We start from the raw sequence: 18,723 nt of genomic DNA on the forward strand, positions 1-18,723 counted from the left end.
CGCGGTGTACTTCACCGACCGCGGCATCGAGGAGCTGGTCACCCGCCGGGGCCAGGAGGAGGTCTCCCTCTCCTGGCTGGGTGACCAGCTGCAGGCCTTCGTCGACCAGCACCCCGACTTCGAGGTGCCGGTCGAACGGCTGGCGACGTGGCTGGCGCGGGGCGGCACCGACGACGAGGACGACCTCGACGACTGAGGGCTCTCGACGACCGAGGGCTACGGTGCCCCGGTGACCGCCCCCGCGCTGACCCGGGGCACCCACCTCGGCTACGCAGCGGGCTCCATCGGGACGGCGGCGTTCGGCACCGTCCCGGGGCTGCTGCTGCTCTTCTACCTGACCGACGTGCTCGGCGTGGGTGCCGGTCTCGCCGGGCTGGTGGTGTTCGCGCCCAAGGCGTGGGACGTGCTGCTCAACCCGTGGATCGGTGCCCGGTCGGACGCCACCACCAGCCGCTGGGGACCGCGCCGGCCCTGGATGCTGGCCGGCGGGCTGACCCTGCCGCTGCTGTTCGTGCTGGTCTTCGCCGGCCCCGGGGCTCCCCCGGCGCTGGCCGCCGGCTGGGTCGCGGTCACCTTCCTGCTCGCGGCCACCGCCTACGGCTGCTTCCAGGTGCCCTACGTCGCCCAACCCGCCGAGATCACCACCGACCCCGGCGAGCGGGCCACCCTGATGTCCTGGCGGGTCGCGGCCCTGGCGCTGGGCATCCTGGTCGCCGGCGCCGGCGCGCCCGCGGTGGTCGAGCTCGCCGGCGGCGGCCGGGCCGGGCACCTGGCCATGGCCGCGTTCGTGGCGGTGCTGCTCGCCGGCGGGATGCTCGGCGCCGTCGTCGGCACCCGGCGGGCACCCACGCTGACGCGCACCAGCAGCGAGGGGCGCCTGCTGGCCACGCTGCGGGTCGCCGTCCGGGTGCGGCCGTTCCGGCTGCTGCTGGTCGGGTTCGTCGTCCAGGCGCTGGGGATCGGCGTGATGCTGGCCGGCGTCCCGTACTACGCCCGGCAGGTGCTCGGTGACCCCGCCGCCGGGACGCTGCTGTTCGTCGCCCTGGTCGGCCCGGCCATCCTGGTCATGCCGCTGTGGCTACGGGTCAGCCGCCGGGTGGGCAAGCGGACCGGCCTGCTCGCGTCGTCCACGGTCTTCGCCGTCGGCGCTGCCGCGCTCGCCCTCGGCGCGCCCGGCCGCACCGGCCTCGTGCTCGCCCTCGTCGTGGTGGTCGGGATCGGCTACGCCGGGATGCAGATGTTCCCGCTGGCGATGCTCCCCGACGTGGTCGCCGCCGACGAGACGTCCTCCGGCGAGCGCCGGGCCGGGGTGTTCACCGGCGTCTGGACGGCGGCCGAGACGCTCGGGCTGGCGGTCGGACCGGGCCTGCTGGGCGTGCTGCTGGGGCTCGCCGGGTACCGCTCGTCGGTCGGGGACGCCGTCGTGGCGCAGACCGCGGCGGCCGACACCACCGTGCTGCTGTCCTTCAGCCTGCTCCCGGCACTGCTGGTGCTCGCCTCGCTGCCGTTCATCGCCCGCTACCGACTGGAGCCCACCCCGTGACACCGCAGGACGTCCTGGCGGAGCTCACCGCGCTGGCCGACGGGGACGTCCCCACGCACGGCGGGGCCGCCATGGCCTACGTCTACGACTCCGGGCTCACCGAGGTGGACGCGCTGGCCGCCGGCGCTCAGGCGGCGTACCAGTGGACGAACGCCCTCGACCCGACCGCCTTCCCCAGCGTCGCCCGGATCGAGAACGACCTGGTCGCCGCAGCGGCCGCACTGCTGGGGGGCGGGCCGGACACCGTCGGCACGGTCACCAGCGGCGGCACCGAGAGCTGCCTGCTCGCCGTGCTCGCCGCCCGCACCCGGTGGCGGTCGGCCCACCCGGACGACGACCGCCGTCCCCAGCTGCTGCTGCCGGTCACCGCGCACGCCGCCTTCCGCAAGGCCGCGCACCTGTTCGACCTGGCCGTGGTCGACCTGGGCGTGGACCCCGACACCTGCCGGGTGCGCCCGGCGGAGGTCGCCGCGCTGCTGACCACCCGCACCGCGCTGGTCGTCCTCAGCGCACCGTCCTACCCGCACGGCGTGCTCGACCCGGTCGCCGAGGTGGCCGCGCTGGCCGCCGCGGCCGGGGTGCCCTGCCACGTGGACGCCTGCATCGGCGGCTGGCTGCTGCCGCACCTCGCCGACAGCACCGGCGCCGAGTCGTTCGACCTCTCGGTCCCCGGGGTGACCAGCCTGTCGGTCGACCTGCACAAGTACGGCTACGCCCCCAAGGGCGTCTCGGTGCTGCTGACCGCCGACCCGGAGTTCCGGCACGGCCACTGGTTCGCCACCGCGGACTGGCCCGGCTACCCGGTGGTCAACCCGACGCTGGCCGGCACCCGCCCCGCCGGACCGATGGCCGCCGCGTGGGCGGTGCACCGCTGGCTGGGCACCGAGGGCTACCGGCGCCTGGCGCTGGCGGCCCGGGAGGCGACCACGGCGCTGGTCGCCGGGCTGGCCGACGTCCCGGGCGTACGGGTGGTGGGCACCCCGGTGACCACCCTGGTGGCGCTCGCCGGCACCGACGGGCTCGACGTGCTGCACCTGGCCGACGAGGTCACCGCCCGGGGCTGGCTGCTGCAGCCCCAGCCGCCGTTCACCCAGCCCGACGGCAGCGTCCTCCCGGCCACGCTGCACCTGACGGTCACCGCGGCGACCACCGACCGGGTGCCCGCCCTGCTCGCCGACCTCGCCGACGCCGCCCGCGCAGCGCTGGCCCTGGACCCGCCCGTCCCCGACCCCACGCTGGTGGCCGCCGCGGCCGACCTCGACCCGGCGACCCTCACCGTGGCCGACGTCGACGGCCTGCTCGCCCTCGCCGGCCTGGACGGCGGTCGGCTGCCGACCCGGATGGCCCCCGTGCACGCCCTGGTCGCCGCCCTCCCCCGCCCGTTGGCCGAACGCCTCCTGGCCGGCGTCCTCGACCGCGTCTACCGCCCCACCCGCACCTGACGAGAAGCGCGGCGGTCTCAACGGGTGGATGCAACAGCCTCTGCAGATGATCACGGTGTCGTGGTCTGAGGGGTGGTCCGGTGAGGTCGTCGGGGTTGTCGGTGGAGCAGCAGGATCAGTTGTGGGCGCGATGGCGGGCCGGTGAGTCACTGCGTGGCATCGGCCGGTCATTGGGGCTGTCGCATGCCACGGTGCACCGGCATGTCACGGCGTGTGGTGGCAGACGGCCGGTAGCGCGGCGGCGGGGGCCGCTGGCGTTGAGCGTGGTCGAGCGGGAGGAGATCAGCCGCGGGATCGCCGCCGAGGCGTCGGTGCGGGCGATCGCGCGTGTGTTGGGGCGGGAGCCCTCCACGATCAGCCGGGAGCTGGCCCGCAACGGCGGGCGGGAGGCCTACCGGGCCGCAGCAGCCGATGCCGCGGCCGATCGTCGGGCGCTGCGACCCAAGCCGGCGAAGCTGGCGATCGACGGGCGGCTTCGCGCGGAGGTGCAGCGTGGGCTGGCCCTGGAGTGGTCACCGCAGCAGATCGCGTCACGCTTGGTCGTGGACTTCCCCGACGATGAGGCGATGCGGGTCTCCCACGAGACGATCTACCTGACCTTGTTCGTGCAGGCCAGGGGCGGGTTGGCCCGTGAGTTGACCCGGTCGTTGCGCACCGGTCGGGCGACCCGGCACCCGCGCGGGGCCAAGTTGCCTTCCGGGCGTGGGCAGCTGCGCGGGATGGTCCCGATCTCCGAACGACCCGCCGAGGCCACCGACCGGGCGGTCCCCGGGCACTGGGAGGGCGACCTCGTCTTGGGCAAGCTGCCCAGTGCAGTGGCCACCCTGGTGGAGCGCACCACCCGGTTCGTGGCGTTGGTGGCGCTACCGGAAGGCAAGAAGGCCGAGCAGGTCCACCCGGCTCTGGCCGCAGCGATCAGGCGGGTGCCAGCCCAGCTGCGCCGGTCCCTGACCTGGGACCAGGGCAAGGAGATGGCCGCCCACGCACAGTTCACCGTGGCCACCGGCGTCGACGTCTATTTCTGCGACCCCAAGAGCCCCTGGCAGCGGGGCAGCAACGAGAACACCAACGGCCTCCTCCGCCAGTACCTGCCCAAGGGCGCCGACCTCACGGCCTTCACCCAGCACGACCTCGACGCCATCGCCGCACGACTCAACGGCCGACCCCGACAGACCCTGGACTGGAAGACTCCCGCCGAAGCATTCAACGAGGCCGTTGCACACACCCGTTGAGACCGCCGCCCTTCTCGTCAGGAGTCCTGACGAGAAGGGCGCTTCTCGTCGGGGGGCGGGGGCGCCTCCCGGGGGGAGGGCGGTCCGGCGGTGACCATGGGTGGGTGCTCGGTCACTCCCACGCCCTGTCCGGCCTCGCCGTCGGCGCCGCCACCCTGCCGGTCGCCCCGCTGACCGGGACGGTCGCGCAGCTCGGCTGGGTGGCCGCCGTTGGCGGGATGGCGATGCTGCCCGACCTGGACCAGCGCGGGTCGACGATCTCGCGCATGTGGGGGCCGCTGTCCGAGGTCCCGTCCGGGATCGTCGGCCGGCTGTCCGGCGGGCACCGCAAGGGCACCCACGACGCACTGCTGGCCCCGGTGGCGTTCGGGCTGCTCGCGGCTGCCGCGTCCCGGGCGACCTGGGCCTCACTGCTCCTGCTGGCGCTGGCGATCGGGCTGGCGCTGCGGGCGCTGCACGTCGTGGTCCCCGGGAGGTTCGAGACCACGGTCGTCGGCAACCTGGTGCTGTCCTGGGGCGGGGCCTGGCTGCTGCTGGACCACAGCCCCAGCCCGACGTGGCTGCCCTGGGCGGTCGCGCTGGGGGTGCTGGTGCACGTGGCCGGGGACTTCCTGACCTGCGGCGGGGTGCCCGTGCCGTTGGTCTGGCTGGCCCGCCCGCGCGCCACGGTCGCGTTCTCCCCGATGGAGACCGGCGGGTTCACCGAGAAGGTGGTGCTGGTGCCGCTGTTCGTCGTGGCCACGCTCGTGCTGCTGTGGCTGAACACGCCGGCGGCGGCCGTCCTGGGAGGACTGACCGCCGCCGGGTGAGATCAGTCGCGCGTCACGCCCTCGGCGCGGGCAGCCGCGCCGACCGCGGCCGCCACGGCCTCGGCGACCCGGCGGTCCAGCGGCGAGGGCACGATGAAGTCGGCCCGGACGTCGTCCCCGACCACGTCGGCGATGGCGGTGGCCGCGGCCAGCTTCATCCCCTCGGTGATCCGGGTGGCCCCGGCGTCGATCGCGCCCCGGAAGACGCCCGGGAAGGCCAGCACGTTGTTGATCTGGTTGGCCAGGTCGCTGCGCCCGGTGGCCACCACCGCGGCGTACTTCGCCGCCATCACCGGGTCGACCTCGGGGGTCGGGTTGGCCAGGGAGAACACGATGCACCCCGGCGCCATGGCCGCGATGGCCTCCTCGGGCACCGAACCGCCGGACAGCCCCAGGTAGACGTCGGCGCCGGCCAGGGCGTCGACCATCGACCCGCTGCGGCCGGTGGGGTTGGTGTGCGCCACCAGCCACTGCTTGGTCTCGGTGAGGTCCTCGCGGCCGGCGTGCAGCAGGCCCTTCGAGTCGGCGACGGCGATCTCGCCGATGCCGGCCTCGAGCAGGATCTTGGTGCAGGCCACGCCGGCGGCCCCGGCCCCGGACACGACCACCCGCAGGTCGGCGAGCGGGCGGCCGACCACCTTCGCGGCGTTCCGCAGCGCGGCCAGGACGACGATCGCCGTCCCGTGCTGGTCGTCGTGCATGACCGGGATGGGGAGCTGCTCGCGCAGCCGGGACTCGATCTCGAAGCAGCGCGGCGCGCTGATGTCCTCGAGGTTGATCCCGCCGAAGGACGGCGCGATGGCCAACACGGTCGCCACGATCTCGTCGACGTCGGTGGTCGCGAGCACGATCGGCACCGAGTCCAGTCCGCCGAACTCGCGGAACAGGCAGGCCTTGCCCTCCATGACGGGCAACGAGGCGGTCGGCCCGATGTCACCCAGGCCGAGGACGGCGGTGCCGTCGGAGACCACCGCGACCACCCGTGGGGCCCAGGTGAAGCGCCGGGCGAGCTCGGGCTCGGCGGCGATCGCGCTGGAGACACGGGCTACACCCGGGGTGTACGTGAGTGCGAGGTCGGCGATCGAGGTGATCGCGCTCGTCGGCTGCACGGTGAGCTTGCCGCCCTCGTGCACCGCGAACGCGGGGTCGTCGCTGAACCGGTCTGACGTGTCGGTGCCACTCTGCACTGAGCCCATGGGACCGGGAGCGTAGAGCAGCCCCACGGCGGTCAGGGGGGCGCGGGCAGACGGCCGGGCCGGGGTGTGACGCGTCCCACCACCCGGCCGACGACGACGGCGGTCCCGAACGAGCGGCTGTCGTCGGTGACGAACGGGTTGTCGCCCTGCACCCAGTGCCCCCCGGGGACGGCGCGGACCACCCGCTTGACCACCAGCAGGTCCGGGCGGGCCGGGAAGCGGGCGAGCACCACGTCCCCGGGTGCGGCGGTGTCACCCCGGCGGACCAGCAGCCGGTCGCCGTGCCGGACGGTGGGGCTCATCGAGGGCCCGATCACCCGGGCGAGCACCCAGGGCGAGGGCAGCCCCGGGACGTCACCGGGGGGCCCACTTCTCGACGTGTCGGCTCTGATCACCGCGAGTAGTGTCCGGCACGACCCATCCCCACGAGCTCCGGAGGGACGACCATGCGTCTGTTCACCCTGTTCACCGCCGTGGAGGCCACCGCTCACTGCGACCTCCCCTGCGGCGTGTACGACCCCGCCCAGGCCCGCATCGAGGCCGAGTCCGTCAAGGCCCTGCAGGAGAAGTACCAGGGCAGCGACGACGAGGTCTTCAAGACCCGGGCGCTGATCATCAAGGAGCAGCGCGCCGACCTGGTCAAGCACCACCTGTGGGTGCTGTGGACCGACTACTTCAAGCCGCCGCACTTCGAGAAGTACCCGCAGCTGCACGAGCTGTTCAACAAGGCCACCAAGCAGGCCGGTGCCTCCGGTGCCAAGCAGTCGGTCGACCCGGCCGAGGGGCAGAAGCTCCTGGACTACATCGCCGAGATCGACACGATCTTCTGGGAGACCAAGGCCGCGGCCTGAACCTCCTGACGCACGGTGCCGGGTCGTCCCTCGTGGGCGGCCCGGCACCGTCGTCTCCACCCCACGACGAACCGGATGACCCCATGGACGACCGCCCTCGGCTGGACCTGCGCCGCCTCCTGGAGAGGGTGGAGGCAGCCGCCCCGGTCGACGCCGTCACCGTGGTCGCTGCCGAGCTGTCCGACGTCGTCGGCGCCCGGGCGGTCTCCTTCCTGATCGCCGACTTCAGCGGTCACGCCCTGGTGCGGCTGGGCACCGTGCTGCCCTCCACGGCGACGACCCGCAGCTCCGGCGTGGAGAGCGCGCACACCGTCCCGCTGGAGGACTCCCCCCACGGCGAGGTGCTGCGCACCCAGCAGACCCGGGTCCTCCCCCACCCCGACGGCGCCCTGGTGCTGGTGCCGGTCACCGACCGCGGCGACGCCCTCGGGGTGCTCGAGCTGACCCTCCCCACGGCCCCGGACGACGAGGGGCTCGCGGAGCTGTCGTCGGCCGGGCACGCGCTGGCCTACGTGCTGATCGCCAACCGCCGGCACACCGACCTCTTCGAGTGGGGCCAGCGGACGACGCCGTTCTCGCTGGCCGCGGAGATCCAGCGCCGGCTGCTCCCGGCGAGCTTCACCTGCGAGGCCGGGCAGTTCACCGTGTCCGGGTGGCTGGAACCCGCGGCGACCGTCGGCGGTGACACCTTCGACTGGTCGCTGGACCGGCACACGCTGCAGGTCTCGATCACCGATGCCGTCGGGCACGACGTCGCCGCCGCCCTGCTGGCCACGCTGCTGGTGGGCAGCCTGCGCAACGAACGCCGGCGCGGCACCGACCTCGCCACCCAGACCCGGGTGGCCAACGACGCGGTGGCCGCCCACCTGCCGCCGGGGCAGTTCGTGACCGGGCAGGTGCTCCGGGTCGACCTCACCTCCGGTCGGGCGGTGGTGGTGAACGCCGGACACCCGCTGCCGCTGCGCCTGCGCGACGGCCTGGTCGAGGAGGTCGAGCTCGAGGTCGACCTGCCCTTCGGCGTCGAGGCGGGCACCGAGTACCGGCTGCAGGAGTTCGACCTGCGGCCCGGGGACCGGCTGGTCCTGCTCACCGACGGCATGCAGGAGCGCGGGGCCGAGGTGATGGACGTGGCCGCCACCCTGGCCGCCTCCCGCGGGCTGCACCCGCGCCAGGTGGTGCACGCCCTGGGGGCCGCCGTCGTCCGGGCGACCGAGGGCCACCTCGGTGACGACGCCACCGTGGTGTGCCTGGACTGGTACGGCGGGGAACCCCGTCCGCGGGACAGCAGCAGCGGTGCCAGCACCGAGCACGCCTCCCGCTGACCGGTCGACCGCCGCCTGCCCCGGTAGCCTCGGACCTCGATGCGCATCGACCCGGCCGGCTGGCCCTTCATCACCGTGCCGCTGGCCCCCGCCCTCGCCCTGGGCGCCGCCGGACGGCTCACCGGCCGGCGCGCCGTCGGGCGGTCGGGCTGGCCCCTGCTGGGCCTGGCCGCCTACATGGCGCTGTTCTTCCGTGACCCGCAGCGCCGCTGCGACCACCAGCCGGCCGCCGCCGAGGACGTGCTCTCCCCGGCCGACGGCGTCGTCATGGTCGCCGGTCCCGCCCAGGAGGGCGTCGGCCCCGAGCCCGCCCCCGAGGGCGGCTGGCAGCAGGTCAGCGTCTTCCTCTCCGTCGTCGACGTGCACGTCAACCGATCGCCCTACCGCGGCACCGTGACCCAGAGCAGCTACACCCCGGGCAGCTTCCTCGCGGCCTACCGGGCCGAGAGCGCGCACCGGAACGAGAAGACCGAGATCTGGCTGGCCGACGGCGACCGGACCGTGGTGTTCCGGCAGCTCGTCGGGGTGCTCGCCCGGCGCATCGTCACCCGCACCGGGGTGGGCCAGCAGCTGGCCACCGGCGAGCGCATGGGGCTGATGAAGTTCGGCTCCCGGATGGACGTGTTCCTGCCCCAGGAGGCCACCCTGACGGTGACCAAGGGCAAGCGGGTGCGTGGCGGGGAGACGGTCATCGCGCGCTGGGACGCAGCAGCCGGGTCCCGCCCGTGACAGCCGACCGGCGGACCCCCACCCGGCGCACCCAGACGGTGGAGTTCGTCCGCAGCTCGGCCCGTGGCGGTCGGAGCCGGGCCCGCCTCTGGCTGCCCAGCCTGTTCACCCTGGGCAACATGCTGTGCGGCTTCGCTGCGATCCTGGTCGCCTTCCGCGGCCAGTACGACCTGGCGTGCGTGCTCATCGGCGCCTCGGTGGTGCTCGACATCGCCGACGGCGCGGTGGCCCGGCTGGTCGGCGCGGTGAGCCCCTTCGGCCTGCAGTTCGACTCCCTGGCCGACCTGGTCTCCTTCGGCCTGGCCCCCTCGCTGCTGGCCTTCGCCCTCTTCTCCGACGGCCGCGACGGCTTCGACCCCCTCGGGTGGATCGCCTGCTTCGTCTGGCTGGCCTGCGCGGCCATCCGGCTGGCCCGGTTCAACACCACGGTCGACCCGACGGCGGACAAGCGCTTCTTCGTCGGGCTGCCCAGCCCCGGCGCGGCCGGCGTGGTGATGGCCAGCGTGTTCGCGTTCTCCGACGTGCTGCAGGGCCGGGACCGGCTGTGGGTCCTGCTGGTCGTGATCGTGCCGGGGCTGCTGATGGTCTCGAACATCCGCTGGCGGTCGTTCCGGTCGCTGGTCAGCCCCAAGTCCGGCCGCCCGTTCGGGCTGGTGACGGCCGGGGTGCTCGTCGTGGTCGGGCTGGCGACGGTCCCGGTGTTCACCTTCTGCCTGGTCGCCTACCTGTACCTGTTCTCCCCGCTGCTGTTCCCGCTGGTGTCCCCCCTGGGCCGGCTGGTGCCGGCCCGGGTGCGCGAGCTGCTCTCGTGAGCGTCCGGCCGGTCACCGCGGACGACGTCGACGTCGTCGTGGGTCTGGTGCGCGAGCTGGCCGACTACGAGAAGAGCCTCGACGAGGCCCGGATGACCCCGGCGCAGCTGCGCGAGGCGTTGTTCGGCGACTCCCCGGCGCTGTTCGGCCACGTCGCCGAGGACGTCGACGGCACCGTCGTCGGGTTCGCGCTCTGGTTCCTCAACTTCTCCACCTGGCGGGGCACCCACGGGGTGTACCTGGAGGACCTCTACGTCTCCCCCGCCCACCGCGGCACGGGCCTGGGCCGCGAACTGCTGCGCACGCTGGCCGCGGTCTGCGTCAAGCGCGGCTACGCGCGGCTGGAGTGGTCGGTGCTGGACTGGAACACCCCGTCCATCGAGTTCTACCGCGCTGCCGGCGCCCGGCCCCAGGACGGCTGGTCGGTCTTCAGGCTGACCGACCGGGCCCTGCACGACTTCGCCCAGGAGAGGACGTCATGACCGAGCGCAGGCCCTCGGAGTGCTGGCTGACCGACATGGACGGCGTCCTGGTGCACGAGGGCCAGGCGCTGCCCGGCGCCGCGGACTTCCTCCGCCGCCTGGTCGAGCGGGAGCGCCGCTTCCTGGTGCTCACGAACAACTCGATCTTCACCCCGCGCGACCTCGCCGCCCGGCTGCACCGCTCCGGGCTGGAGGTGCCCGAGGAGGCGATCTGGACCTCGGCGCTGGCCACCGCGGACTTCCTGGCCTCCCAGCTGCCCGGCGGCTCGGCCTACGTCGTCGGTGAGGCCGGGCTGACCACCGCACTGCACGAGGCCGGGTACACCATCACCGACACCGAGCCGGACTACGTCGTGCTCGGGGAGACCCGGACCTACAGCTTCGAGGCCATCACCCGGGCCATCCGGCTGGTCGAGGCCGGTGCCCGCTTCATCGCCACCAACCCCGACGTCACCGGTCCCTCCCCCGAGGGCTCGCTGCCGGCGACCGGCTCCGTCGCGGCCCTGATCACCAAGGCCACCGGCGCCGAGCCCTACTTCGTCGGCAAGCCCAACCCGATGATGTTCCGCAGCGCGCTGAACCGGATCGACGGGCACTCGGAGTCCACGACGATGGTCGGCGACCGGATGGACACCGACATCGTCGCCGGCATCGAGGCCGGGCTGGAGACGGTGCTGGTGCTCACCGGCTCCACCCGGGCCTCGGACGTCTCGCGCTTCCCGTTCCGGCCCAGCCGGGTGCTCGACTCGATCGCCGACGTCATCGACCTGGTGTGAGGCGCTAGACCTCGGAGTACGCCAGCCGGGCCTCGGGGGTGGCCAGGAACCAGAGCACGCCGGCCACGCACAGCAGCACCGGGACGCCGATGTAGGGCAGCCCGGACTCGAACGCGGTCACGTAGCCGGTGAGGCCCAGCAGCAGCTGCAGGACCACGACCGGGCCGCGCGCCCACGGGGCGGCCCGGCCCAGCCCCCAGGCGCAGAACCCCAGCGCCGCGGCGGCGGTGAGGGCGTAGGCGACCTCGGCCAGCGCCCGCCCGGTGCTGTCGGCCGTGCTGGTCAGCGTCAGGACGAGCACGACGCCGGCGATGACGAGGGCCGCGACCGCCTCCACCGCCACCAGCAGCGCCGCCCGACGCAGCGCGGGGGGCGCCGCAGCCGGGTCGCGGGGCGGCCGGGGCGCGGACTCCTGCGCGGCGCCACCGAGCAGCCGTTCTGCGCGGCGGCGCGGGGTCCCCTCGTCCCGGGGGTCCCCGGCATCGGCAGCGGCGGCGTCCCGGGGTGCTGGCACGCCCGCGAGGCTACGCGGGGGCGCTGGATACCCTCGCCGGCGTGCGTGCGCTCCTCGTGACCAACCCGGCAGCCACGACCACCACCGCCAAGGTGCGCGACGTCCTGGTCCGCGCGCTGTCCAGCGACCTGTCCCTGGAGGTGGCCGAGACGACCCACCGCGGGCACGCCCGCGAGCTGGCCGTGCAGGCGGCCGCGGACGGCGTCGACGTCGTGGTCACCCTGGGCGGCGACGGCACGGTCAACGAGACGGTGGACGGGCTGCTGCAGGACGGGCCCGGACCGCACGTGCCCACCCTGGCCGTCGTCCCCGGTGGGTCCACCAACGTCTTCGCCCGTGCCCTGGGCCGCTCGCAGGACCCGGTGGAGGCGGTCGCGGAGATCCTGTCGTCGCTGCGGGCCGGCCGGACCCGCCGGGTCGGCCTCGGTTCGGCCAGCGCCCGGCTGGCGGGCGCGGACGGGTGGACCCGCCCGCGGTGGTTCGTGTTCTCCGCCGGCCTCGGGTTCGACGCCGACGTGATCGCCCGGGTCGAGGCCCAGCGGGCCCGCGGCCGCCGCTCCAGCGGCCTGCTCTACCTCCGGGCCGGCGCGGCGTCCTTCCTGCTCGGGCCCGACCGCCGGCGTCCGCCGATGACCCTGCACGTGCCGGGCGAGGAGCCCGTCCCCGGCCTCTTCCTCTGCCTGGTGTCCAACGTCAGCCCGTGGACCTACCTCGGCGAGACCCCGATCAACGTCAGCCCGGAGGCCTCCTTCGACACCGGGCTGGACGTGTTCTCCCTCGGCCGGGTCGGGCCGCTGGCGATGGTGAACCACCTCCGGCGGAGCATGGCGCGCGAACCGGACTCCCGGGGCCGGGGGGTGCACCGCTGGCACGACCTGCCCGAGCTGACCCTGACCTCGGAGCGCCCTCAGGGCTGGCAGCTGGACGGCGACCACCTCGGCGAGGCCACCGGCCTGCGGGTCCGCGCGGTGCCGCTGGCCCTCGACGTCGTCGTCTGAGGCGACCACGGGCGGGCACCGTCGTGGCAGCCGCCACGCGTCCGGGTGACCCGTGCTGGGCACCCGGTCGGGAACAGGGGTGGCGGACCTGCTAGGACCGTGGTGAGGTTGCTCATACGGAGGACGGCTGAGCGGCTGAACTGCTTGACAGTCGGTCCTCGCGTGAAAGCATCGAACCCGAACGCAACCTGCTGGTAACACCAGCGTGCGGGAGCCGGACGACATCGAACAGACGGTGTCGGGCCCTCCGGGGCACAGGGCACACCGTAGACGACACCGAGGAGCACACCGACATGGACTGGCGCCACCGCGCCCTCTGCCGGGACGAAGACCCTGAGCTCTTCTTCCCGATCGGGACGACGGGCCCTGCGGTCACGCAGATCGAGCAGGCCAAGGCCGTCTGCCAGCGCTGCCCCGTGGTGCAGTCGTGCCTCGAGTGGGCGCTGACCTCCGGTCAGGACTCCGGCGTCTGGGGTGGGCTCTCCGAGGACGAGCGCCGCGCCCTCAAGCGCCGCACTGCTCGCACGCGCGTCCGCACCGCCTGACGACGTCCCCGCACCAGCGGGCACCCGGGAGCCGGACACCTCGACGAGGTGTCCGGCTCCTGCCGTCTGCGGCCCCGGTCAGCGGCGGACGCGACCGGCCCCGGGCAGGGTGAGGACGGCGACCGTCCCCTGCCCGCCCTCGGGGGTGCTGGTGGCCAAGTGCCCGTGCAGTTCGCTGGTGACCAGGGTGCGGACGATCTGCAGGCCCAGGCCCTTGCTGGTGGCGACGTCGAACCCCGGCGGCAGGCCCTGACCGTCGTCGCAGATCCGGACGACCAGGTCGTGGCCGTCCCGCTCGGCCGTGAGCTCGATGGTCCCCGGCTGCCCCTCGGGGAAGGCGTGCTCCACGGCGTTGTGCAGCAGCTCGGTGACCGCCATGACCAGCGGGGTCGCCGCACCGGCCGGCAGCTCCCCGAAGCGGCCGATCCGGGTGATCCTGGCGGCCGGCCCGACCGAGGCGACGTCGCCCAGCATGGGCAGGACCTGGTCGAGCACGTCGTCGACGTCCACCACGTCCTCCCGGCTGCCGGCGAGGGTGTCGTGCACGACGGCGATCGACGCCACCCGGCGCACCGACTCCAGCAGCGCCTCCCGGGCGGCCGGCTCGCTGACCCGGCGGGCCTGCAGCCGCAGCAGGGCGGCGACGGTCTGCAGGTTGTTCTTCACCCGGTGGTGGATCTCCCGGATGGTCGCGTCCTTGGTCATCAGCGCCCGGTCGCGACGACGCACGTCGGTCACGTCGCGGACGAGGACCAGCGCCCCGGACTCCCCGCCCGGGGCCTGCAGCGGGAGGGCCCGGACGAGCATCGTCGCGGCCTCGCCCTCGACGTCCATCGGGTCGGGGAACCGGCCGGCGACCGCGGCGGTGATGCTGGCCGCGACCGCCTCGCCGGCCACCCGGTCGGTGGCCGCCGACCGGGTCAGCTCGGACAGCTGCCCGCCCACGACGTCCCCGGCCAGGCCCATCCGCCGGTAGGCCGACAGCGCGTTGGGGCTGGCGTAGACCGCGGTGCCCCGGCCGTCCAGCCGCACCAGACCGTCACCGACCCGGGGGCTCATCTCGGCGTCCTCGAGCATCCGCGGGGGGAAGGTGCCGGCGGAGACCATCAGGCACAGCTCACGGGCGATGTCGAGGTAGGTGAGCTCCAGCGGGGACGGCGACCGGGTGGCCGACAGCCGGGTGTCCCGGGCCAGCACGGCGACGACGGCGCCCTCGTGGCGCACCGGGATCACCTCGCGGCGGCGGGGAGCGGTGCCCGACCCGTCGAGCTCGTCGGTGACCTGCACGCCCTCGCGGTGGGTCTGCACGAACGCGGCGGCGTCGTCGCCGGCCACCTCCACCCCGACGAGGTCCTCGGGCTGGCTGGTGGGGGCGGTCAGGGGGCGCACTTGCGCCACGCACCACCAGGCGCCGCTGGCCAGCGGGACCCACAGCGTCAGGTCGGCGAAGGACAGGTCGGCCAGGAGCTGCCAGTCGGCCACCAGCCGGCGGGCGTGGTCGACCTGGGAGGGGCTGACCGAGGAGCCGCGGGCGAGCCGGTCGGAGAGGCTGCTGGGGGTGCTCGTCATGGTGGGGCGAGCCTAGGGCGAGGGCTGCCTACGCTCCTCCGGTGACCCTCGAGATCTCCCCGGCCGACCCGGCCGACTTCCCGGCCATCGGCGAGCTCACCGTCTCGGCCTACGTGTCGCAGGGCTGGGCCACCCCCGACTACGCACGGGAGCTCGCCGACGTCGCCGGCCGCGCCTCCCGCTCCGAGCTCCTGGTCGCCCGGCTCGACGCACGCCTCGTCGGCAGCGTGGCGCTCGTGCTGGACGGCGCCTTCGGGGAGATCACCGAGTCCCCGGACGAGGCGGCCTTCCGGATGCTGGTGGTGGACCCGTCCGCGCGGGGACAGGGCGTCGGGGAGGCCCTGGTGCACGCCTGTCTGGACCGCTCGCGCGCGGCGGGCAGGACGGCGGTGGTGCTCTCGACCGACCCGCGGATGCACGCCGCCCACAGGCTGTACGAGCGGATCGGGTTCACCCGGCTGCCGGCCCGCGACTGGTCGCCGGTGCCGGGGGTCGACCTGCTGGTCTACCGCCTGGGGCTCTGAGCCGCTCAGCCCTCGACGGTGGCGATGAGGTCGCCCTCCTGGAGGACCTCGCCCTCGACCACGTGCAGCTCGGCGACGGTGCCGGCGCGCTCGGTCAGCACCGGGATCTCCATCTTCATCGACTCGAGGATGACCAGGGTGTCCCCCGCGGCCACCTCGGCGCCCGGGGCCACGAGGACCTTCCAGACGCTGGAGACCATCTCGGCGTGGATCTCCTCGACCGCCACGGGTCCTCCTCCAGCTCGCCGTGCCCGCGCCGGGGCTGCTGCCCCGTCGCGGTCATCCAACCACCACGCGGGGGGTGGGCAGGTTCAGCCGTCGGCGAGCCGGTGCAGCACCGCGCAGACCGCGTCACCGTCGTGCGGCACCCCCGTCTCGGGCAGCCCGGTGAGCACGTCGGCGGCCCGGCGGGCGGCGGTCGCGGTGTCCGCCCCGGTCGCGCTGACCGTGGCCAGCAGCGCGTCGTACCAGCCGTCCAGCCGGTCACCGGGGTCGTAACCGCTCACCGCGGCCAGCTCGGCGTCCCGCTCGCTGGGCCAGACGTCGGGCAGCCGACCGGTGACGCGACCGGCCTCCCCCGGCGGCAGGGTGGACCGCAGCTGCACCGCGACCGCCGGCCGCGGCTCGCCGTCGGTGCCCGGCCGCACCCGGCCGGTGGCGCTGCGCAGCGCCAGGGCGACGGCGTCCACCCCGTGGGCGCGCTCCAGCACCGCGAGGTCCAGGGAGAAGCCGGCCGACACCTCGGCCAGCTCCCCGTCGGGGTCGATGCCCACGGTCACCAGCCCCCGCCAGCCCAGTTCGGGGAGCCGCCCGGCCGCTGCCGGCAGCGCGACGTCGTCCCCGGCGCCGGGGACCCAGGACACCCGGGCGGTGCCGGCGTCCCGGTCCCGACGCACCGGGGTGACGTGCCGCAGCCCGTCCGCGGTGACGACGGCGAGGAACCCGCGCGCGCTGGCCGGCTCGACGCCGTCGCCCCCGAGCCGCTCCAGCACGCCCGCCTCGGGACCCACCCAGATCAGCCCGGCACCGACCACGGCCGCAGCCAGCTCGCTGTTGCCGGCCAAGGCGGGGGGCACCGGCAGCACGGCCGTCACCCCGCTGCGCCGGGCGGCCTCGACCAGGCGCGGCACCGACAGGTAGGACTCGGCTGCCGGCGCCGGGCCCAGCCACACGGCGTCGTCGGCCAGCCGCACGTGCCGGGCCTCCCGCTCGGTCGCCGAGTGGACCGCCACCGTCTTCACGCCCAGCGCGGCACAGCTGCGCACCACCGCACAGGCCATCGGCCCCCGGCCCGCCACCAGCACGCTGTCGATCCCCGTGTTCCCGGTGTCCGCCACGTCCCCCACGCTGCCGCACCGGTCGGGTCGGCGCCCGCTGGGCCGGACGTGAGACCCTGGAACGTCAGCTCGGCCGGTCCGCGGGGTCCGGTCGGGCACCGGCGGGCCCAGCGACACCGGACCCGCCCGGGAAGGCCCAGCAGCACCCCGTCGGACCAGTGAGAGGAGGGCAGCGATGTCCAAGCGAGGACGCAAGCGGCGCGCCCGCAAGAAGAGCGGCGCCAACCACGGCAAGCGCCCCAACGCCTGAACCGTGCACAGCAGAGGCCCGGGACGACGTCGTCGTCCCGGGCCTCTGCTGTGCGCTGGTGGGTCGGTCAGCGGTCGGTGGTGTGCTCCACGGTGACCCGCTCGACGCTGACGGAGGTGCCGTCCTCCTCGAAGGAGACGGTCGTCAGCTGCATCTTGATCCGGTCCTTCAGGCCCAGCGGCGTGGGGTCTCCCCCGCAGCGCCGACGGACCAGGGCCTTGAACTCCTGCTCGATGCCGAACTCCCGCAGGCACGGCGAGCAGTCCTCGAGGTGCTCGGCGATGACGGCCCGACGGGCGTCACCGGTCTCCTGGTCCAGGAACTCGAAGACGTGGGACAGCACGTCATCGCAGCTGTTGATCTCGTGGTCGTCCTCGGCCGGTACCGGGCTCTCCGCGGTCATGACGCAGTCCCCTTCTCGGGTGCCCCGGCGCGGGCGAACCCGCGCTCCCGGGCGTAGTCGGCGAGCAGCTTCTGCAGACCCCGCCGCCCGCGGTGCAGCCGGGACATGACGGTGCCGATCGGCGTCCCCATGATCTCGGCGATCTCCTTGTAGGCGAACCCCTCGACGTCGGCCAGGTAGACGGCCAGCCGGAAGTCCTCCGGGAGCTGCTGCAGGGCGTCCTTGATGTCGGAGTCCGGCAGGTGGTCCAGGGCCTCGATCTCGGCCGACCGCAGGCCGGTGGAGCTGTGCTGCTCGGCGGCGAACAGCTGCCAGTCCTGCACCTGGTCGGTGGGGTACTGCTGCGGCTGCCGCTGCTTCTTGCGGTAGTTGTTGATGTAGGTGTTCGTCAGGATCCGGTACAGCCAGGCCTTGAGGTTCGTGCCCTCGGCGAACTGGTGGAACGCGGAGTAGGCCTTGACGAAGGTCTCCTGGACGAGGTCCTCGGCGTCGGCGGGGTTGCGGGTCATCCGCAGCGCCGCCGGGTACAGCTGGTCCAGGAAGGGCAGGGCGTCGCGCTCGAACCGGGCGTCGCGCTGGGCGCGCGTCTCGGCCTGCTCGGAGCGGCTGCCGTCCGCCCGCGCCTCGGGGGTCTCGGTCACCACCGGCGCACTCGCGGCGACCGTCGTCGCTGTGGTCTCGTCCGTGGTCTCGTCGGGCACCGACCGTCCTCTCTGCGGGGCCCGCAGACGGGACACCACGTCGGTCGATGCTAGTCGTGCGGTCACCGGACGGCCGGGCGGACGGCGGACGACCACGACGTCGGAGGACGCCGCGGACCGCAGGGCCCGGGTCGGTGCGGAGGAGCTGCTCACGCCTCCTACAAGGTGCCCACCCCGGCTGCTCATTCCCACACCTAGGGTGTCGGCATGGCGGCGGCGACCCCCGCGGTGCGGGTGCTGGAGAGGGCGCGGGTCCCCTTCGAACTGCGCACGTACGACCCCGACGAGCACGCCGACGGCCAGGGCTGGGGCGAGGCAGCGGTGGCGGCGCTGGGGCAGGACCCGGCCGCGGTGTTCAAGACCCTGGTCGCCCGGGTGGACGGCGCACTGACCGTGGCCGTCGTCCCGGTGGCCGGTCAGCTGGACCTCAAGGCGCTGGCCGCGGCGGTCGGAGGGCGCAAGGCCGTGATGGCCGACCCCGTCGACGCCGAGCGCAGCAGCGGCTACGTGCGTGGGGGCATCAGCCCGCTGGGCCAGCGGAAGGCCCTCCCCACGGTGGTGGACGACTCGGCACTCCAGCTGGCCACCGTGTGCGTGAGTGGTGGCCGGCGGGGGCTGCAGATCGAGCTGGCACCGGCCGACCTGGTCACGCTCACCCGGGCCCGGACGGCGCCGATCGGCCGCTGAG

The 18,723-nt window shown here is 74.4% G+C and carries 23 protein-coding genes; 15 read left to right on the forward strand and 8 right to left on the reverse strand.

The window, feature by feature from the left end; genetic code table 11:
- Positions 1 to 4: 4 nt before the first annotated feature.
- From F1C76_04170 to F1C76_04190, 5 genes are all read left to right on the forward strand, one after another.
- Complete coding sequence (locus tag F1C76_04170) at positions 5 to 196, forward strand: hypothetical protein (protein ID QNG35891.1); 192 nt, start codon at positions 5 to 7, stop codon at positions 194 to 196.
- A gap of 33 nt (positions 197 to 229) precedes the next feature.
- Positions 230 to 1,543 (forward strand): MFS transporter, encoded by a 1,314-nt coding sequence (locus F1C76_04175; protein ID QNG35892.1) that lies wholly within the window; start codon positions 230 to 232, stop codon positions 1,541 to 1,543.
- Entirely contained in the window at positions 1,540 to 2,985 is a 1,446-nt protein-coding gene (locus F1C76_04180; GenBank protein ID QNG35893.1) for an aspartate aminotransferase family protein, read from the forward strand. Before F1C76_04175 ends, F1C76_04180 begins: the two co-directional genes overlap by 4 nt.
- A gap of 80 nt (positions 2,986 to 3,065) precedes the next feature.
- Positions 3,066 to 4,217 (forward strand): IS30 family transposase, encoded by a 1,152-nt coding sequence (locus F1C76_04185; protein QNG35894.1) that lies wholly within the window; start codon positions 3,066 to 3,068, stop codon positions 4,215 to 4,217.
- Positions 4,218 to 4,321: 104 nt separating this feature from the next.
- Positions 4,322 to 5,026 (forward strand): metal-dependent hydrolase, encoded by a 705-nt coding sequence (locus F1C76_04190; GenBank protein QNG35895.1) that lies wholly within the window; start codon positions 4,322 to 4,324, stop codon positions 5,024 to 5,026.
- 2 nt (positions 5,027 to 5,028) lie between these two features.
- On the opposite strand, the gene F1C76_04195 is transcribed toward F1C76_04190, so the two are convergent.
- Positions 5,029 to 6,222 (reverse strand): NADP-dependent malic enzyme, encoded by a 1,194-nt coding sequence (locus tag F1C76_04195; GenBank protein QNG35896.1) that lies wholly within the window; start codon positions 6,220 to 6,222, stop codon positions 5,029 to 5,031.
- 32 nt (positions 6,223 to 6,254) lie between these two features.
- Positions 6,255 to 6,713 carry a S26 family signal peptidase gene (locus tag F1C76_04200; GenBank protein ID QNG35897.1) on the reverse strand — a complete coding sequence of 153 codons (459 nt, stop codon included), beginning with the start codon at positions 6,711 to 6,713 and terminating at the stop codon, positions 6,255 to 6,257.
- Here F1C76_04200 and sodN point away from each other — a divergent pair.
- From sodN to F1C76_04230, 6 genes are all read left to right on the forward strand, one after another.
- Entirely contained in the window at positions 6,669 to 7,073 is a 405-nt protein-coding gene (sodN, locus tag F1C76_04205; GenBank protein QNG35898.1) for a superoxide dismutase, Ni, read from the forward strand. The two genes, F1C76_04200 and sodN, sit on opposite strands and share 45 nt — an antisense overlap.
- Positions 7,074 to 7,156: 83 nt before the next feature.
- Positions 7,157 to 8,395, forward strand: coding sequence for a serine/threonine-protein phosphatase (locus F1C76_04210; protein QNG35899.1), 1,239 nt, complete (start codon positions 7,157 to 7,159; stop codon positions 8,393 to 8,395).
- 39 nt (positions 8,396 to 8,434) lie between these two features.
- Complete coding sequence (locus F1C76_04215; GenBank protein QNG35900.1) at positions 8,435 to 9,124, forward strand: phosphatidylserine decarboxylase; 690 nt, start codon at positions 8,435 to 8,437, stop codon at positions 9,122 to 9,124.
- Positions 9,121 to 9,936: a CDP-diacylglycerol--serine O-phosphatidyltransferase gene (gene pssA / locus F1C76_04220; GenBank protein QNG35901.1), complete on the forward strand. Its 816-nt coding sequence runs from the start codon at positions 9,121 to 9,123 to the stop codon at positions 9,934 to 9,936. Before F1C76_04215 ends, pssA begins: the two co-directional genes overlap by 4 nt.
- A gap of 92 nt (positions 9,937 to 10,028) precedes the next feature.
- Positions 10,029 to 10,418, forward strand: a complete 390-nt coding sequence (locus F1C76_04225; protein ID QNG39002.1) for a GNAT family N-acetyltransferase — start codon at positions 10,029 to 10,031, stop codon at positions 10,416 to 10,418.
- On the forward strand, positions 10,415 to 11,194 hold the full coding sequence (locus tag F1C76_04230) for an HAD family hydrolase (protein QNG35902.1): 780 nt from the start codon (positions 10,415 to 10,417) through the stop codon (positions 11,192 to 11,194). Before F1C76_04225 ends, F1C76_04230 begins: the two co-directional genes overlap by 4 nt.
- A 4-nt stretch (positions 11,195 to 11,198) precedes the next feature.
- Here F1C76_04230 and F1C76_04235 read toward each other — a convergent pair whose 3' ends face one another.
- Positions 11,199 to 11,627 (reverse strand): hypothetical protein, encoded by a 429-nt coding sequence (locus tag F1C76_04235; protein QNG39003.1) that lies wholly within the window; start codon positions 11,625 to 11,627, stop codon positions 11,199 to 11,201.
- Positions 11,628 to 11,749: 122 nt separating this feature from the next.
- Between F1C76_04235 and F1C76_04240 the strand changes: the two genes are divergently transcribed.
- Complete coding sequence (locus F1C76_04240) at positions 11,750 to 12,706, forward strand: diacylglycerol kinase family lipid kinase (GenBank protein ID QNG35903.1); 957 nt, start codon at positions 11,750 to 11,752, stop codon at positions 12,704 to 12,706.
- A 293-nt stretch (positions 12,707 to 12,999) separates the two neighbouring features.
- Positions 13,000 to 13,251 carry a WhiB family transcriptional regulator gene (locus F1C76_04245; protein QNG35904.1) on the forward strand — a complete coding sequence of 84 codons (252 nt, stop codon included), beginning with the start codon at positions 13,000 to 13,002 and terminating at the stop codon, positions 13,249 to 13,251.
- Between the two features lie 78 nt (positions 13,252 to 13,329).
- Here F1C76_04245 and F1C76_04250 read toward each other — a convergent pair whose 3' ends face one another.
- On the reverse strand, positions 13,330 to 14,820 hold the full coding sequence (locus F1C76_04250; protein ID QNG35905.1) for a PAS domain-containing protein: 1,491 nt from the start codon (positions 14,818 to 14,820) through the stop codon (positions 13,330 to 13,332).
- A gap of 41 nt (positions 14,821 to 14,861) precedes the next feature.
- Here F1C76_04250 and F1C76_04255 point away from each other — a divergent pair, with 41 nt between their 5' ends.
- Positions 14,862 to 15,344, forward strand: coding sequence for a GNAT family N-acetyltransferase (locus tag F1C76_04255; protein QNG35906.1), 483 nt, complete (start codon positions 14,862 to 14,864; stop codon positions 15,342 to 15,344).
- A gap of 5 nt (positions 15,345 to 15,349) precedes the next feature.
- Here the strand turns inward: F1C76_04255 and F1C76_04260 are convergent, their stop codons facing one another.
- The 4 genes from F1C76_04260 to F1C76_04275 all read right to left on the reverse strand — a co-directional run bounded on the left by F1C76_04260 (position 15,350) and on the right by F1C76_04275 (position 17,978).
- Complete coding sequence (locus F1C76_04260; protein QNG35907.1) at positions 15,350 to 15,571, reverse strand: biotin/lipoyl-binding carrier protein; 222 nt, start codon at positions 15,569 to 15,571, stop codon at positions 15,350 to 15,352.
- Between the two features lie 84 nt (positions 15,572 to 15,655).
- Positions 15,656 to 16,624 (reverse strand): carbamoyl-phosphate-synthetase, encoded by a 969-nt coding sequence (locus tag F1C76_04265; GenBank protein QNG39004.1) that lies wholly within the window; start codon positions 16,622 to 16,624, stop codon positions 15,656 to 15,658.
- Between the two features lie 374 nt (positions 16,625 to 16,998).
- On the reverse strand, positions 16,999 to 17,334 hold the full coding sequence (gene rsrA, locus F1C76_04270; protein ID QNG35908.1) for a mycothiol system anti-sigma-R factor: 336 nt from the start codon (positions 17,332 to 17,334) through the stop codon (positions 16,999 to 17,001).
- Complete coding sequence (locus F1C76_04275) at positions 17,331 to 17,978, reverse strand: sigma-70 family RNA polymerase sigma factor (protein QNG39005.1); 648 nt, start codon at positions 17,976 to 17,978, stop codon at positions 17,331 to 17,333. Before F1C76_04275 ends, rsrA begins: the two co-directional genes overlap by 4 nt.
- A gap of 264 nt (positions 17,979 to 18,242) precedes the next feature.
- Between F1C76_04275 and ybaK the strand changes: the two genes are divergently transcribed.
- Positions 18,243 to 18,722, forward strand: coding sequence for a Cys-tRNA(Pro) deacylase (gene ybaK / locus F1C76_04280; GenBank protein ID QNG35909.1), 480 nt, complete (start codon positions 18,243 to 18,245; stop codon positions 18,720 to 18,722).
- The last annotated feature ends 1 nt before the right edge of the window (position 18,723 follow it).

This window comes from Geodermatophilaceae bacterium NBWT11, from assembly GCA_014218215.1.
Lineage (GTDB): Bacteria > Actinomycetota > Actinomycetes > Mycobacteriales > Geodermatophilaceae > Klenkia.

Bases quoted from the DNA above. Each gene is read 5' to 3' on its own strand.
- F1C76_04245 (QNG35904.1), top strand. From the start codon at position 13,000: ATGGACTGGCGCCACCGCGCCCTCTGCCGGGACGAAGACCCTGAGCTC.
- F1C76_04265 (QNG39004.1), bottom strand. From the start codon at position 16,624: ATGGCCTGTGCGGTGGTGCGCAGCTGTGCCGCGCTGGGCGTGAAGACG.
- F1C76_04210 (QNG35899.1), top strand. From the start codon at position 7,157: ATGGACGACCGCCCTCGGCTGGACCTGCGCCGCCTCCTGGAGAGGGTG.
- F1C76_04195 (QNG35896.1), bottom strand. From the start codon at position 6,222: ATGGGCTCAGTGCAGAGTGGCACCGACACGTCAGACCGGTTCAGCGAC.
- F1C76_04230 (QNG35902.1), top strand. From the start codon at position 10,415: ATGACCGAGCGCAGGCCCTCGGAGTGCTGGCTGACCGACATGGACGGC.
- ybaK (QNG35909.1), top strand. From the start codon at position 18,243: ATGGCGGCGGCGACCCCCGCGGTGCGGGTGCTGGAGAGGGCGCGGGTC.
- F1C76_04215 (QNG35900.1), top strand. From the start codon at position 8,435: ATGCGCATCGACCCGGCCGGCTGGCCCTTCATCACCGTGCCGCTGGCC.
- F1C76_04225 (QNG39002.1), top strand. From the start codon at position 10,029: ATGACCCCGGCGCAGCTGCGCGAGGCGTTGTTCGGCGACTCCCCGGCG.
- rsrA (QNG35908.1), bottom strand. From the start codon at position 17,334: ATGACCGCGGAGAGCCCGGTACCGGCCGAGGACGACCACGAGATCAAC.
- sodN (QNG35898.1), top strand. From the start codon at position 6,669: ATGCGTCTGTTCACCCTGTTCACCGCCGTGGAGGCCACCGCTCACTGC.
- F1C76_04250 (QNG35905.1), bottom strand. From the start codon at position 14,820: ATGACGAGCACCCCCAGCAGCCTCTCCGACCGGCTCGCCCGCGGCTCC.